The sequence below is a fragment of the Shewanella sp. Actino-trap-3 genome, assembly GCF_002836275.1.
Lineage (GTDB): Bacteria > Pseudomonadota > Gammaproteobacteria > Enterobacterales > Shewanellaceae > Shewanella > Shewanella psychromarinicola.
In genome coordinates this window covers 1,907,434-1,922,516 of sequence record NZ_PJCE01000001.1, presented here as the reverse complement: position 1 = coordinate 1,922,516, position 15,083 = coordinate 1,907,434, and the positions used below count along the sequence as shown (strand labels likewise).

General features: G+C 40.8%; 14 protein-coding genes. 6 read left to right on the top strand and 8 right to left on the bottom strand.

The window, feature by feature from the left end; translation table 11 throughout:
• Window positions 1-279: 279 nt before the first annotated feature.
• On the top strand, window positions 280-1,743 hold the full coding sequence (locus CXF80_RS08175; protein ID WP_443019014.1) for an HDOD domain-containing protein: 1,464 nt from the start codon (window positions 280-282) through the stop codon (window positions 1,741-1,743).
• 159 nt (window positions 1,744-1,902) lie between these two features.
• On the opposite strand, the gene CXF80_RS08170 is transcribed toward CXF80_RS08175, so the two are convergent.
• From CXF80_RS08170 to CXF80_RS08155, 4 genes are all read right to left on the bottom strand, one after another.
• On the bottom strand, window positions 1,903-2,508 hold the full coding sequence (locus CXF80_RS08170; RefSeq protein ID WP_101032411.1) for a nuclear transport factor 2 family protein: 606 nt from the start codon (window positions 2,506-2,508) through the stop codon (window positions 1,903-1,905).
• A 51-nt stretch (window positions 2,509-2,559) separates the two neighbouring features.
• Window positions 2,560-3,384 (bottom strand): M90 family metallopeptidase, encoded by an 825-nt coding sequence (locus tag CXF80_RS08165; protein WP_101032410.1) that lies wholly within the window; start codon window positions 3,382-3,384, stop codon window positions 2,560-2,562.
• A 325-nt stretch (window positions 3,385-3,709) separates the two neighbouring features.
• On the bottom strand, window positions 3,710-4,132 hold the full coding sequence (locus tag CXF80_RS08160; RefSeq protein WP_101032409.1) for a hypothetical protein: 423 nt from the start codon (window positions 4,130-4,132) through the stop codon (window positions 3,710-3,712).
• Window positions 4,092-4,838, bottom strand: a complete 747-nt coding sequence (locus CXF80_RS08155; RefSeq protein WP_101032408.1) for an AAA family ATPase — start codon at window positions 4,836-4,838, stop codon at window positions 4,092-4,094. The genes CXF80_RS08160 and CXF80_RS08155 overlap by 41 nt, the downstream gene beginning before the upstream one ends.
• 739 nt (window positions 4,839-5,577) lie before the next feature.
• On the opposite strand from CXF80_RS08155, the gene CXF80_RS08150 reads away from it, so the two are divergent.
• Window positions 5,578-5,790 (top strand): DUF3820 family protein, encoded by a 213-nt coding sequence (locus tag CXF80_RS08150; protein WP_101032407.1) that lies wholly within the window; start codon window positions 5,578-5,580, stop codon window positions 5,788-5,790.
• A 324-nt stretch (window positions 5,791-6,114) separates the two neighbouring features.
• Here CXF80_RS08150 and CXF80_RS08145 read toward each other — a convergent pair whose 3' ends face one another.
• The 4 genes from CXF80_RS08145 to CXF80_RS08130 all read right to left on the bottom strand — a co-directional run bounded on the left by CXF80_RS08145 (window position 6,115) and on the right by CXF80_RS08130 (window position 10,546).
• Window positions 6,115-6,621: a GNAT family N-acetyltransferase gene (locus CXF80_RS08145; protein ID WP_101032406.1), complete on the bottom strand. Its 507-nt coding sequence runs from the start codon at window positions 6,619-6,621 to the stop codon at window positions 6,115-6,117.
• Window positions 6,622-6,678: 57 nt separating this feature from the next.
• Window positions 6,679-6,981: an NrfJ gene (locus CXF80_RS08140; protein ID WP_101032405.1), complete on the bottom strand. Its 303-nt coding sequence runs from the start codon at window positions 6,979-6,981 to the stop codon at window positions 6,679-6,681.
• Window positions 6,982-7,121: 140 nt separating this feature from the next.
• The gene (locus tag CXF80_RS08135) at window positions 7,122-8,858 is read right to left on the bottom strand and encodes a bifunctional metallophosphatase/5'-nucleotidase (protein WP_101032404.1); all 1,737 of its coding nucleotides are present in this window, start codon (window positions 8,856-8,858) and stop codon (window positions 7,122-7,124) included.
• Window positions 8,859-9,487: 629 nt separating this feature from the next.
• The gene (locus CXF80_RS08130; protein ID WP_101032403.1) at window positions 9,488-10,546 is read right to left on the bottom strand and encodes a hemolysin family protein; all 1,059 of its coding nucleotides are present in this window, start codon (window positions 10,544-10,546) and stop codon (window positions 9,488-9,490) included.
• A 469-nt stretch (window positions 10,547-11,015) separates the two neighbouring features.
• Between CXF80_RS08130 and CXF80_RS08125 the strand changes: the two genes are divergently transcribed.
• From CXF80_RS08125 to ispG, 4 genes are read left to right on the top strand one after another with little or no spacing between them, the layout of a single operon-like run.
• Window positions 11,016-12,137 carry a bifunctional tRNA (adenosine(37)-C2)-methyltransferase TrmG/ribosomal RNA large subunit methyltransferase RlmN gene (locus tag CXF80_RS08125; protein ID WP_101032402.1) on the top strand — a complete coding sequence of 374 codons (1,122 nt, stop codon included), beginning with the start codon at window positions 11,016-11,018 and terminating at the stop codon, window positions 12,135-12,137.
• Window positions 12,138-12,168: 31 nt separating this feature from the next.
• On the top strand, window positions 12,169-12,954 hold the full coding sequence (gene pilW / locus CXF80_RS08120) for a type IV pilus biogenesis/stability protein PilW (protein ID WP_101032401.1): 786 nt from the start codon (window positions 12,169-12,171) through the stop codon (window positions 12,952-12,954).
• Window positions 12,954-13,931 (top strand): RodZ domain-containing protein, encoded by a 978-nt coding sequence (locus CXF80_RS08115; protein WP_101032400.1) that lies wholly within the window; start codon window positions 12,954-12,956, stop codon window positions 13,929-13,931. Before pilW ends, CXF80_RS08115 begins: the two co-directional genes overlap by 1 nt.
• Window positions 13,932-13,961: 30 nt before the next feature.
• On the top strand, window positions 13,962-15,077 hold the full coding sequence (gene ispG, locus CXF80_RS08110) for a flavodoxin-dependent (E)-4-hydroxy-3-methylbut-2-enyl-diphosphate synthase (protein WP_101032399.1): 1,116 nt from the start codon (window positions 13,962-13,964) through the stop codon (window positions 15,075-15,077).
• Window positions 15,078-15,083 lie beyond the last annotated feature (6 nt).

Sequence of the window (15,083 nt, the reverse complement as noted above, 5' to 3'; positions counted from 1 at the left end):
TTGACACTAATATGGCATTGGTGGGTTGCACCTCAAACCACTCCTAAGCAAAAAGATAAGCAGAGCCTAAATAAAGTGATTAATCACGATATATATTGTCGTTTATTCAGTGTGCTAGAGTCAATTTTGTTAACTTACCAGTCAGTATGATTGAGGATACCGAAAGTGTTGTTTTTGCTTTGATACGTGAGCTAGCTTGAGCGAGTAACAATATCTACAAGACACTGTGATGAAACTGAGTATACTGAAAATAATATTTTTTACATTTAGGCTGTTTTTTTGAAACCTATGACTCCGCAAAAAGGGGCTGATTACTGGACTAAACGGATCAGTGATCAAGAAATGCCTGCATTATGTTCAACCGTGCTTGATTTAGAAAGGTTGGCAAAAGACGATGTGTCTTCGTTATCTTTATTAGGTCGAAGTGTGATGCACGATAACGCATTAACGTCACGTATTTTACGAGTGGCTAACAGCGCCATATACAACAAAGGCATTAGTCAAGTCTCAACGGTTAGCCGCGCGGCTGTGGTGCTAGGTTTTGATACTATTCGCAATATCTGTCTTACCGCTAAATTACTGACCAGCTTATTAGAAAATAAACACCTTTCAGAAGGTGTTTACCAGCGTTTATTAAAGCTGATGGCGCAGTCATTTCAAGCGGCGATGTTGGCTCGAATGATGATGAGCGACAAGGGCGAGTCGTTGCGTGAAGAAGTGTTTATTGCCTCTTTGTTATATCGGATAGGTGAAAGTGCTTTTTGGAGTATGGGTGGTGAGCAGACCGAGCAACTGGATAAAAAATTATTAACCATTGAGGATAACATTGAGCAAAAATCACTGATCCGAGCTGAACTTGGCACCTCATTTCCTCAGCTTACCCAAAGTATTGCCAGAAGTTGGGGTTTAGGTGAAGTATTGATTAAGTCTTTAGCACAACCTGATGAGCGCATGCCTGAGATCCGTTGTATATTTTTAGCGAATAAGTTATCAGAAATTGTTTCTCAGCCTAACGTTAATGCTGAAGAATTGCATAAGCGCTTATCCCAAGCCGCAGACATGTTAGACATCAGTGTGGATGAGTTTACACAACGATTCATTGATTGCAGTGACATTACCCATAAGTTAGCCATTGAATATGGTGCCAAAGCCATCGTGTCTTATTTACCTAATACTGGCGACGTATTAGAAAAAGCCGATTCTCCGATTGAGCCCACAGAGATACGACAAACCAATCAAGGTTATCAATTAAGCAAATTGAGGCAACTCACTCATTATGCGGTGGTAAAAACTGATTTTAATCAAATAATGCACACTACATTAGAAGGGATGCTAACCGGTGTTGGCTTGGATCGTTGTGGCGTGTTGTTACTATCACCGAGCCGTAAATTATTACAACCCAGAGTGATGATGGGTGATGGTGCTGAGTTATTAAAACAAGCCTTTGTGATTGAACTTGATGATCCAACATCGGTTTTTACTCAATGTGTGGGGCAAAAAAAGAGCTTTTGGGTAAATACACCAACCAGTAATGAATGCAAAGTACAAGTTGATAATGTGCTAGTTGAACGTTTTTCTCAACATGGTTTTTTATTAGCGCCACTCTGTGTAGGTCATAAAGTGTTAGGGTTGTTCTATGCCGATAGGCAGGGTTCTGAACGTCATTTTGAGCAAGACGATTTCGACAGTTTTACACACTTTAGTGAACTAGCGAATGTGTGTTTTAGGGTGTCAATGACATAGAACGATTATTGATTATTGAATGTTGAATGTTGTGCAATTACCGACAATCTTAAAAGCTAAGCGTTACATATTACATATTAGGTATTAGATATTAGATATTAGATATTCAGTTTTATGGTGGTCATGATAATCGACAATGGCCACCATATCCTTAAACCCTTATTGCATAATTAAGCTGGTAATACGTTTAGCTTTGTCGTTTGGGATTGGGAAACTCAAATGATACTGAGCAATTTTCCAACCATCAACTGTTTGTACTAACGCGCCAGTACCACGGCTGATGCCATAAGCTGGGCTGTAGAGCTGTTCGTCAAATACAATCGTATCGTCAATTTGTAACAAGTGACGCGATTTTACATCGTAGTGCCAACCTTGAGTGGGTTTAGCATAGCGCTCAAATTCAACCATATTCCAACGCTCTGATGCATCGGTGCCAATAAACACGGCTTGTGAGTGATAAAGACTAAAATAAGTAATCCAGTCTGCTGCAGCAGCACTTTCATGTAATTGATTTAATAAGCCACTGACAGCTTGGCTGTCTTTTGCAGATAAACCTTGGCTGTCAATTAACTCGTTTTTTTGATTGATGTCTTTAATCACAGCTTCGCTTTCGGAGCTCACTTGTTGACTCACGTGTTCATTTTTCGGCTCGGTTTGACTTTGTTCTGCGGTTAATTCTTCCGCCTGCGTTGCGTGTAAGTCAAAAGCCGTCACTGTGGTCATTAACACGGCAATAAAACCGAGTCGGTGGATAATTGATTGCATAGTATCCCTTTTCATATTGTGAATTATTATGATGTTTTTACTATTAGTATTCTAGTGCCAATTTATGGGATCTAGCTGATAAAATTGGCTCAATTCTTTATACAATTGTTGATGTTGTTGATAAAACTCTACAGGTCGTTCGAAAAAAGTTTCACTGATCACCGCAAAAAACTCCGCCGGATTGGTCGCGCCATAATAATTGAATAATGACGGGATATGATGCTGAGCGCAATACTGAAGTTGCTGAAACTCTTGCCCCAGTGTTGTTGACCATGAGCGATATGAAGTGATATCTCGCAGTGGAGGAGCGCCATTGGCGCTGCCATCTTCTTGATCAAGTTGATGAGCAAATTCGTGTATGACCACATTACTGCCATCAAATGGATCTGCCGCGCCTTCTACAGTGCTGTTCCATGATAAAACAACTTTACCATACTCCCATGATTCACCTAGCAAGACATTACGTTGAGTAGATTGTACTCCCCCGAGGCCAGTTCGGTTTTGCTCAACAATAAACGCACTTGGGTAGACTAAAATTTGCTTCAGTTTAGGGTAATAGTCGGTTTTACGGTTGAGTAATAATAAACAGGCTTGGGCTGCGATGGTGACTTTTACTTCGTCATTAATTTCGAATCCGTTACAACCCACAAATTGTTTTTCATCGATAAAGATTTGAATATGTTTTTTGAGCTGAAGCTGCAAATCTGTCGGCATGGCTTTAAAGTATGGAAAGCGGGTTTTCAATATGTTACGCCATCGTGTGGGAAATGGCTGACGGGTGACGATATTACGTTGACGGTTGATACGCCATTGACTACTGACGATCCACCCGACGGCTATCATTGATATAACGAGCAATATTATAATCGCGATCATAGACATGTCCTGGTGGTCGAAGGGGAGTTAAATTATTGTCTCGAACTCATCATTATTGATTACTGGAGCTTGCCGATGAGTGCATTGCTCATTTTTTCATACTGTGAGTATTAATAATTAATGGGGTAGCGATTGAACAAATTCAAGCTTTAGTGAAAACTAAATAGTGACCAGGGTGTCGGCTATTAACTTTTTGGTTGGAATGAAGGCATTAAACTTTGAAAAAAAGCACTGACTAACAAATATTAACCTCATATTTGTTGCCAGCAAAAGGGTGGGGAGAAAAGAGTACTTATTTGCAATTATTAGGTGTATTTAAGATGTATTACTGGTCTGAAAAATTAGCCTCTAACATTTTTTGTTGTTGTGGTGATAAACTGAAATGTTGTGAAATCAATTGCCTGATGAGTTTTGATTTTGCTATGACTCCTTGTTGGCTCAGTAATGTTAGTTCATTTATTGCCGTTTCACTTAAGGTAAATGTACAGTGTTTGTAAGGCTGTTTTTTGCTTTTATTCGCAGACACCATTGGTTCAAGATACTGTGGATATTTACGCTGTAGAAAATCGATTATATTGCTCTGGTTATCGGCATTGGTTGTCGTAATTGTTTGCTTTGCATCATGTTGAGGACGGTCTTGACCCGCAGCATATAAATCGGCTGCCGCAATAAAGTCATCAATCGATACCGCAATGTTAGTGGTATTTTTACATAACGAAGCGTTTTTCTTGAGATCGGCTAGTCCCATAATTTCCTCTCAATGTGGTCACATTTGATGCAGTATTGCGCTGTTCGATGAGTTGTTTTGCATCGGTAATTTCGAGTAATTCGCAGGCAATACTGCGCATTTCTAATGCAGCTTTACCTTTTGGCTCTAATTCAAATACAGATAATCCCGATTCTTCGCTATCGTCGTAAATATTACGACTGTAGTTAACCGCATCTAACACGTTAATGTCGTAGGTACGACAAACATCTTTTGCTTCTATAATTCTGCTTGCCTGATTAGGTAAACTTGGGCATTGCGTGATCACGAATGACGCTTTCATTTTTGGGTTAATCATCAAACAAGTGGCGACGATATCGTCTAAATGACTGACGGTTTTTAAGTCGCGTCGTTTGGGGCGTAATGGCATTAACACATGGGATGCCACTGACATGGTTGCTCTAAGGGCTAAATTATCTTGGCCACCGCAATCGACAATAACGTAGTCGTAATGTTGCTCTAAGCTGAGTAAGTCATTACGAATTTTTCCATAGAGTTGCACGCAGTTAATAGCAGGTAATTTAGGATTATTGTTACGGGCTTGGATCCAGTCTGATGTGGTTCTTTGTGGATCACAGTCGACCATAATCACGCTTGCACTCGCCTCTTTGGTCAGAAATACCGCAATATTTTGCGCAAGACAGCTTTTACCACTGCCGCCTTTTTCACCACCAACTAATATGATCATGGACGTTGCCCTCCCAATATAAATTAACTTACATCGTTAAATGTAATTGATAACTCACTGTAATTATGGATCTAGGTTTAGTCAATTAGTTGATTTTTGACAGTTTTTTATTAATGTCATCTGGGCGGTTATTTGACTGTGTTGAGTGTTTAGACAGAAAATTGACGGCGCTAGTTTACATGCGTCAATGTTACTTAAAGGTTAAATTTAATAATGACTTACGCCAGTTAAATACGGTTAACAATCCAGTGTGCTGACACCGTTTTAATATTGGCAGCAACGAGATAACCGATTTATATACATTAAATGACTATAGGATGATTTTAATATAGCTAATTGATATAACTTGATGATGCAGCTAAATGGGTTATTTTTAAGCTAAGGGCTGTTTGATAAGCGTTTATTATCCAGAATTGAGGTCAAATAGGGTATTTAATTTTAGCATTTACTTTAGCAGTGGCTTTATTAGTCGCTTTATTAATGCTCGATATTGTCACTTGAACGTGTTTTTGAAGTGAACTTGGTGCTGATTTGACATGAATGGCCATTAACTCGACATCCGTCAGTTATGCTATTCCGTTGCTGGTGCCTTTACGGCCCGCTATAGCAAACAGATCCATTATCTGTTGATTTGGCGAAGCCTAAAGCAGTTTTGAAAATGACTCTGAGCTGATAAAATAGTTAATGTGATGGGTAATACAATAACCTTATTGATAATCAAAGGCCTGGAGCCATAGTGATGAATGAGCAGCAATTGTTAGAAGCGATTAATCAAACCATGCCATTTGGTAAATATGCTGGACGTAAATTATTGCATTTACCTGAACCGTATTTGGTCTGGTTTCATTCTAAAGGTTTTCCAGAGGGCAAGCTCGGTGAGCAACTCGCATTAATGTATGAAGTGAAACTCAATGGATTGGAAGAAATGCTACAACCGCTGTTAAAGCGTTAAAGCGGGTAACAAGCGATGACAAGCGATGACAAGCGATGACAAGCGATGACAAGCGATGACAAGCGTAACAGCCTAGAGGCTAGGGCGGACTGCGTCCTGCTAGATCGCTACGCTGCTAATAAAGCGGTGAAGAGCGATAACGAGCGATAACGAGCGAGAAGATCGATAACAGCCTAGAGGCTAGGGCGGACTGCGTCCTGCTAGATCGCTACGCTGCTATTAAGGCGTTCGCTCGTTAGCACCCTTTTTGAGGTACTCAATGGCGTGCCGTTATCGCCCTAGCTCTACGCTGTTATAGGATCTAGCCGCGAAGCGTCCTAGCACCTAGGCTTTTAGAATAGTTTTTTTCATGTAAAAGCCGCTAAAGGTTTGACCGCGTTTTTGCTGATAGCTTGTGTGTTGCAAGATAAAGCCCATGGTTTCAAACAAGGGCTTAGATAAGCATGACGCATCAACACTGAGGTTGGAATATTGTTGCTGTATTGCCCAATGCTGCAAGTGACTGCATAAGGCGCTGGCGATGCCTTGGTGTTGGTGGTTGGGGTGTACATATAAGCAATCTATGTAACCTTGATATTTAAAGTGTGTTTCCACACTGATAAAGCCAATAACGTGCTGGTTATCAAGCGCTAACCATGCTTTATTTCGTTTGTATCTTAGTTGCCAAAATTTAGCGGAACGGGGTGCTGAGGACCATGCATTGAGTTTTAATTTTGGGTATCTTGGATGAATAATACCTTGTACGGCACAATGGTATAATTGACTGATTTGAGTTGCATTTGACGCAGAAAAATCCACGATTTGATAAGGATGAGGTAATGAATTTTGCATAAAAAAGACCAATCGATAAGATTGGTCAATTATGTAAGGTTTTAGCAATAAAACGTACTATTTTTTATTAATATCACCAACAAACATGATTTTATCAAATGTTCTGTTGAGGCTTGAGCTTTTAAAGTCACTCATCCACATTTGCTCTGACACTTCGACCTTGTCACCTTTGCTTACTTCAGTTTGCGGACCTGCTGCCCAGTATGTTTTGTCAGCTTCTTTTAACTGAACATAGGTATAACCACCGCCATTCATGGTGTCGAGAACTTCAGCTTGATGTAAAGCGCCTTGTGCCCATGCTGAAGATACACCTATAGCCAAGGTGGCCGCTGCTGCAAATGCGATTAATTTAGCTTTCATGTATGTATTCCTATTTTTATCTACAGATGATAATGGATAACGAGATTCGCTCAATTTTATGCTATTTAACCATCTCTGCTCACTGAGGTCTGTGATCTACTACGAATTATTGCGGTCTCCCAGCTGTTAGGCATGCTGGTTTAATCGCGGTGGCTAATATAATGTACATTGGCCAATAGTAGTCCGTTAATGAGGTGTCCATATTGACTGACAAAATCGATAAACGCTTCTGGTAATGTTTGATCCGTTATCGATTGTTGCCAATGTGCCAGCAACAATGCCTCATATCCTTCTTTACCCGCAGCGGTATAAGAACTTGATACCCCCAGATACAGCTTTTTAGGATCAAGAGTTTGCCATTGATCTTGTTTGTAAATTTCGACTTGGGTGATCCGTTGCCCTTTAATTTGTTTGCCGTCATAGAAGTAACGCAATCCGTAAGGATAAGGAAAACTACCTGCGCCAGTACCCATAATACCATTATTGGTTGCCGAGTTAATTGAAGACTCAAGCGCTTCAATTACATATTTTCCTTGGATTTGGTACAAGGTCAGGGGTAACTCAAAAGGTAAAATTCGTCCTACTACATCCGCTAATGACAATTGGCCTTTATTCAATGACTGTCTAACACCGCCAGCATTATGGAGGGCAAAATCAATATTCGGTTCAATATTTTTTGCGGCTTTATACATGCTTCTACTGACCCAAGGCGCAATTTCACTACCGTGAGGAAAATGTTTACTGGGCAGGCGAGTATGGACAAAATCGCGCGGGATATGGGTCAGAATTTGATTTTCTATTGCGTCTAATGATGGTCTATATTGGGTGTGAATGACCGAGTGGATCTCTTCATCATGTTGGGCATCTTTAATACAAGGGTGACTAAAAAGTTGTTCAATTAATGCCGCTGAAGTATGACTGTCAGCAACAGTGCCTTGTTTTGTGGTTACGGTAATGTTGTTATCGAGCATAAAGTAATTGTTACCCAACAGTTCGACAACCTTACCTTGTTGGTCAAAACATATTTCAGCTAAACCAACCGTTTCAGCATATTTACCGGCATGTAAAATCGGCGTTGAATTAATTGTTTCGCCATAAGGGATATTACTCAGGCCAATATCACTCAGCTCGCCTTGGAGCGTATGCGAGTGACCACCTACAATCAGGCTTATGCCATCAACTTTTGCGGCCAGTTCCCTATCTTGATCTAAGCCTAAATGGCTTAGGACGATAATGTGATGAATACCTTGTTGGTGCAAGCGTTGTATTGTTCGCTCTGTGGTCTCGATGGCATTGACAAAGTGGGTATCAGGATCCGGTCTGGCAATTAAGCGCATTTGATCAAGAGTGATGCCAATTATCGCTAGCTTGGTATCATAAAACGGCTTAATTAATACTTTGGCCGTTTCAGTTGAGTCATCAAAGTCGTATAGCATTGGATGGCCATAAAGTCGGCCCGTTTTCTGGCGGTCTTCCTGACTTAAATCCATATTACCGGCTAATACCGGAAAATCGATACGATTTAAAAACGCTTGAACAGGGCTGTTACCCGCATCGATTTCATGATTACCTATTACCATAGCATCGGGCTTTAGCAGGTTTAGTAAATGGGCATTGGCTGCACCTTTAAACTCTCTAAAATATAAGGTGCCTTGAAAGCTATCGCCGCCATGTAAAAATAGAAATGGAGTTTGCTGGGCCGCGGCTTGCTGTCTTGCCTGTTCTATTTGATAACCTAAACGTGCATAGCCACCAGAATGGGCTTCTAGTTTATAAGTGTGCTGTTGGGCTGTCAGGCTAAAATGGACTGGACTAGGTTCGAAGTTAGAATGAGTGTCATTAATGTGAGCAATAGATAAACGATAAATATTTGGCATTTTTTCCCTCAATTTAATGTCGGTATATTATACCCATTTCATTAAATATGTAATCACTCAGCGTTTCCTTTGGTCTTTCAATTTAAGCTTGTTGGTGCAAGAGTTGCCATGTAACGCAGAAACAGAATACCTAAGAGTCTTTTATTGATCGTACTTAACTTCAATTCTGGTATAAGTAAGATAAAGTGATATAAATTAGCGTGTTGTCTGGTTTGTTAACCTTGCCTTTTGTTTTGCGAGTAAAGGCAATAATAGCGCTTTTGTTGCAAGTCAATGCCACTTCGTTCGCGGGACAAAGAGCGATTTGAGAACCGTTTATTATTTTAAGGTTTGTCCAGAGATGAGGTTATTGACAATAATGCGACATATTTACACTGTACTATGGTATGGATTGAGGCTAACGCAGGATTGACTATTAGCCCCGTGATCATAGCCCCGTGATCACAACAAGTTTAGTGTGTTAACAGTGGTAAAACACCTTTTTTAACAATTAGTTAATCGAATTGCTGTTAACATTGTTAATGATTAAGATAAATTGGAATATACATCATTCAGTTGGTATAAAAAGGCTATAAATTGAATGTTAATAATTGGTTAGCCTGATTTTATAGCCAATAACGGAGGCTTAATTAACCCATATTATTTTCATCGTATATGACTAAACCTTTACTTTTTATCCGTCGTTGCCATAGTTTGCGCGCCAATGCTTGCATATTGGGCGTTAAATCCTTTGAGTCAACGATTTCTAAACCAATTAAGGTTTCGATGATATCTTCAATCGTCACAATGCCTTCGCTTGAACCGTATTCATCAACCACCAATGCGATTTTTGAACTGCGATTGATCATTAATTGAAACAGCGACAATACTCTTACGGAAGAAGGGACGACGAGTAAACTTTTTAAATGCTCTCCAATTTCAGTATCTGGGGCTTGGCGAGACTGAAGTATAATATCATTACGATTGACATAACCAATCACATTGTCACGATCACCTTGATAAATCGGGATCCGGGTAAAAGTACTGGACAAATACTGGTCGATAAATTGCTCATTAGTGATGTGAGTTGGTAATTTAAAAATCACTGTGCGGGGGGTCATGATGTCACTGACGTGCATGTCTTTCATCGACAACATTTGCGTTAACATCTGTGATTCTTGCTCACTTAATTCGCCACTGTCTTTGCCCATTTGGGTCATTGCGCTGAGTTCTTGACGAATGTATTGACCTTTTTCGCCTTTGCCGAAGAGGTTGGTGACTTTTTGAGTCATCCAAATTAAAGGCATCGTCATCTTTTCCATCCAATATAAACATAGTGATACCGATGGAGCCAATTTGCGCCAGTAATTAGCCCCTAAGGTTTTAGGAATAATTTCTGAGAAGAATAAAATTAAAAAAGTCAGAACAGCAGAGAATACGCCAAGCATTTCACTACCAAATATGATGGCCGCCTTTGCACCAGCAACAGAAGCCCCCATGGTATGTGAGATGGTATTTATCGTTAAGATAGAGACTAATGGAGAATCAATGTTTTGCTTTTGCTTATCGAGGCGTGCAGCAATAAAGGGGTGAGTTTCTTTGAGGGTTTCGATATAACTTGGAGTAACAGATAAGAGGACTGCTTCAAAAATACTGCATAGAAATGAAATGAAAATAGCAAAAAAGACAATCAAAAAAAGAGTTAACATAAATGTAAGTAGAAACTTCCTCGAGGTAGACTAAACAAACTGTATCAATTCTATCATAACATCCGATGCACTCGCTACAGTGATTAAAACGCGATACAAGCGATACTGAGTCAACTCGATGTACTCGGACAGTGGCTAAACCACGATACTAGCGATACCGAGTCAACTCGATGCACTCGCGACAGTGACTAAAACTCGATGTACTCGCGACGGTGGCTAAAACACGATACTAGAGATACAGAATAAACTCGATGCATTCGCGACAGTGACTAAAACTCGATGTACTCGCGACGGTGGCTAAAACACAATATTAGAGCTACAGAATAAACTTGATGCACTCGCGACAGTGACTAAAACACGATACTAGAGAAATTGAGTAAACTCGATGCTCGAGATACTGGCTAAAACGTGATGCTAACTGTATAATTCGCCGCCCTGTTACAGGTTTTGGTGTTTTGAGGTTAGGCAGATGAGTGTAAAAAAAATCAATTTATTAGATTTTGATCGTAAAGGACTACGTGCGTTGTTCAGTGAAATGGGCGAAAAACCGTTTCGTGCCGATCAGTTAATGAAGTGGATTTATCACTTTGGGGTCACTGATTTTGAAGAAATGAACAACATAAACAAAGTTTTACGTGGAAAATTGGCTGCGAAATACGAAATTATTGCGCCTGAAATTGCTAATTTTCAAGAGTCTGCTGATGGCACCATTAAATTTGCGATCAATGTTGGTCAGGGTCAAGAAGTCGAAACGGTATATATTCCAGAAGAGGACCGCGCGACGTTATGCGTGTCGTCGCAAGTGGGTTGCGCTTTAGAATGTACTTTCTGCTCTACTGGTCAGCAAGGTTTTAACCGTAACTTAACGGTATCGGAGATCGTCGGTCAAGTCTGGAGAGTATCGCAATTTTTAGGTTTCCATAAAGACACCGGTGATAGACCCATTTCTAACGTAGTGATGATGGGTATGGGTGAGCCTTTGCTTAACCTTGCCAATGTGATCCCTGCGATGGATATTATGCTTGATGATTTTGGCTTTAGTTTATCTAAACGTCGCGTGACCTTATCAACCTCTGGTGTGGTACCTGCGCTTGATAAACTCGGTGACGTTATTGATGTGGCATTAGCGGTTAGTATCCACGCGCCTAATGATGAACTGCGCGATGTGTTGGTTCCGGTTAACAAAAAATATCCATTACAAGAATTTTTAGCGGGTATTCGTCGTTATTTAGCAAAGTCTAATGCGAATCGCGGCCGCGTAACGGTTGAATATGTGATGCTTGATCATATTAATGACAGCACAGACCAAGCGCATGAACTTGCAACGTTAATGAAAGATACTCCATGTAAGATTAACTTAATTCCGTTTAACCCGTATCCTGGTTCTCCTTACGGTCGTTCATCTAACTCACGCATAGACCGTTTTTCTAAAGTATTGATAGAACATGGCCTCACCGTTATTGTGCGTAAAACCCGTGGGGATGATATTGATGCTGCTTGTGGCCAGTTAGCGGGTGATATTCGTGATAGAACAAAGCGTTTAGCAAAAAAACAAATGCAACAGAATCAGATTTCAGTCACAATGGAATAACTCGTTGTTTACATAGATAATAGGCTTATAGATGATGCACGGAATGCAAAAGGTTGGTCTGATTACCTTATTGGCTTTGTCTGTCACTGCTTGTGTGACTGAGCGTACTTACAGTGGTACTGATATCCCTGTAGCTGAACGTCAGTTTGATAAGCAGGGGGCCGCTAGAGAGCGTATGCATCTCGGACTTACTTATCTAAATCGTGGTAATAGCGAACAAGCCAAGTATAATTTAAATAAAGCAGTTGAATATGCACCCAATACCAGTGAAGTTCATATGGCAATGGCTTATTATTACCAAACCGTAGGTGATTTAGAGCGAACCGAAGCATCATACGAAAAGGCCATTAGCTTTAGTGATGTCACCGGTGATGCGCGGAATAACTTTGGGGTGTTTTTGTGTCAACAAAATAAATTTGTCGAATCTGAGAAAATGTTTCTTGCTGCGATTGAAACACCTAAATATACCCGTACAGCATCGAGTTATGAAAACTTAGGGGTGTGCAGTCGCAAAGCAGGTGATAAAGAAAAAGCGCGACAGTATTTTAATATGGCGTTAAAGTATGATAAAAGACGGCAAGTAACGTTATTAGAACTAACCGAGTTAGCCATGGAAGATGCTGACTACGGCAATGCGCGCGAACAACTCGCAAGATACCATCGAGTTGCTAGTGAATCAGCAGAAAGTTTAGCCTTAGGGATTAAGATTGAGCGGGCGGCGAACGATGTAGAGGCCGTAAAACGATTTGGCATTTTATTAATTGCGAAGTTTCCTGCATCTCCACAAGCCAAAAATTATAGAGCTAACTTGAATTAATGACTAATGAATTCGAAGTAGAACAAGACGCAGAAAAGGCGGATTTGTTAAAAGACGTAGTGACAGCCGGCACCATTTTAAAAGCGGCTCGCGAAGCAAAGGGGATCTCGATTGAGACCGTCGCAACCCAATTGCATTTACGTCCCAAGATCATCGAAGATCTTGAAAATGATATTTTTATTAATATAGCGTCTACCACTTATGTTAGAGGCTATATTAAGAATTATGCTCGTTTTGTTAGCGCCGACATTGCTGCAATACAACAATGTTTAAGCCGTCAAGTGCCTGAAATAGTGGCACCAGTAATGCAAAGTTTTTCACGTAAGACGATCCATCAAGCTCGCAATAGTCGTCTTAATTTAGTGACTTACCTTATTGTTGCCATATTGATAGCGATGCTGGTGTTATGGTGGGTTCAAAAATCATCATTACTGACAAATGTTGATTTATCACAGCCAACCGTTGAAGAAATTGCCGCGGAAGGTAGCATGCTTGATCCGCAGCAAATCATTCGCAGTGAATCTGGGCAATCGCAAGGTGAAAACACCACCAGTGAGTCAGATTATGTGACTGAAGGCATCGATAGTTCAACTGATGCAGCTAGCAGGGCTGCGATCGAAGCTGAAGATAATCTTATCCAAACAGCGCAAAACGCGGCGAGCTCAACTCAGGCATTAACTCAACCGAGTACGCCATCGTCAACCATAACAGAGACGAGCGTATCAAGTTCTGAGAGTGTGTTAACGATTGAACTTTCGGGTGACTGTTGGGTTAACGTAACTGATGCCAATGGCAAAGTGATGGTTGATGGTGTGAAAAATGCGGCACAAAGAATAGAAGTCCGTGGTACAAAACCTTTTAAAGTGATCCTGGGTGCGCCTCAAGTAGCCAGTATCAGTCTCGATGGTAATAACGTCAGTTTAGCTGCGTTTTCCGACGGCCGAGTAGCAAGATTAACCCTGCCTAAAGCGTCATAATGCTTTAGCATAGCAATAGAGCATATTCGCATGTATAACGAATCCCCAATTATTCGCAGACCATCTACACGTATATATGTGGGCAATGTGCCTATTGGTGATGGTGCGCCGATTGCTGTGCAATCGATGACGAACACTAATACCAACGATGTTGAAGCAACCGTTGCGCAAATCCGGGCGTTAGAAAAAGTCGGTGCTGATATTGTGCGTATTTCTGTACCGACGATGGACGCAGCTGAAGCCTTTAAAATGATTAAACAGTCAGTGAATGTTCCCTTAGTGGCCGACATTCATTTTGACTATCGTATTGCCCTTAAAGTGGCAGAATACGGTGCAGATTGCTTGCGTATTAACCCGGGTAATATTGGTAATGAACAACGTATTCGCAGTGTTGTTGAGTGCGCGCGCGATAACAACATTCCAATCCGTATTGGAGTGAATGGTGGATCGCTTGAAAAAGATTTAATGGACAAATATCGCGAGCCAACGGCTGAAGCCTTATTAGAATCAGCAATGCGTCATGTAGATATTTTAGACCGTTTGAATTTTGATCAATTTAAAGTCAGCGTTAAAGCCTCAGATGTTTTCCTTGCTGTTGCATCATACCGCTTACTGGCGAAACAAATTCGTCAACCCTTGCATTTAGGCATTACCGAAGCGGGCGGCCTGCGCGCAGGCTCAGTCAAATCAGCGGTCGGTTTGGGTCTGTTATTGGCAGAAGGCATCGGTGATACCATACGTATTTCGTTAGCGGCCGATCCAGTTGAAGAAATTAAAGTGGGCTTTGATATTTTAAAGTCTTTACGCATTCGTAGCCGTGGGATTAACTTTATTGCTTGTCCTTCTTGTTCGCGCCAAGAATTTGATGTGATTAGTACCGTCAATGAACTTGAGCGTCGTCTTGAAGACATTACCACTGCAATGGACGTGTCTATTATTGGTTGCGTGGTTAATGGTCCAGGCGAAGCTCTGGTGTCAGATATTGGCTTAACTGGCGGCCATGCAAAGAGCGGTTATTATGATGGCGGAGTGCGTCAAAAAGAGCGCTTTGACAATAAAAATATTATCGATGGCTTAGAAGCCAAAATCCGTGCTAAAGCAAGCATGATGGCAAATCGCATCGCGATCACCGACAAAACTGAATAATCATTA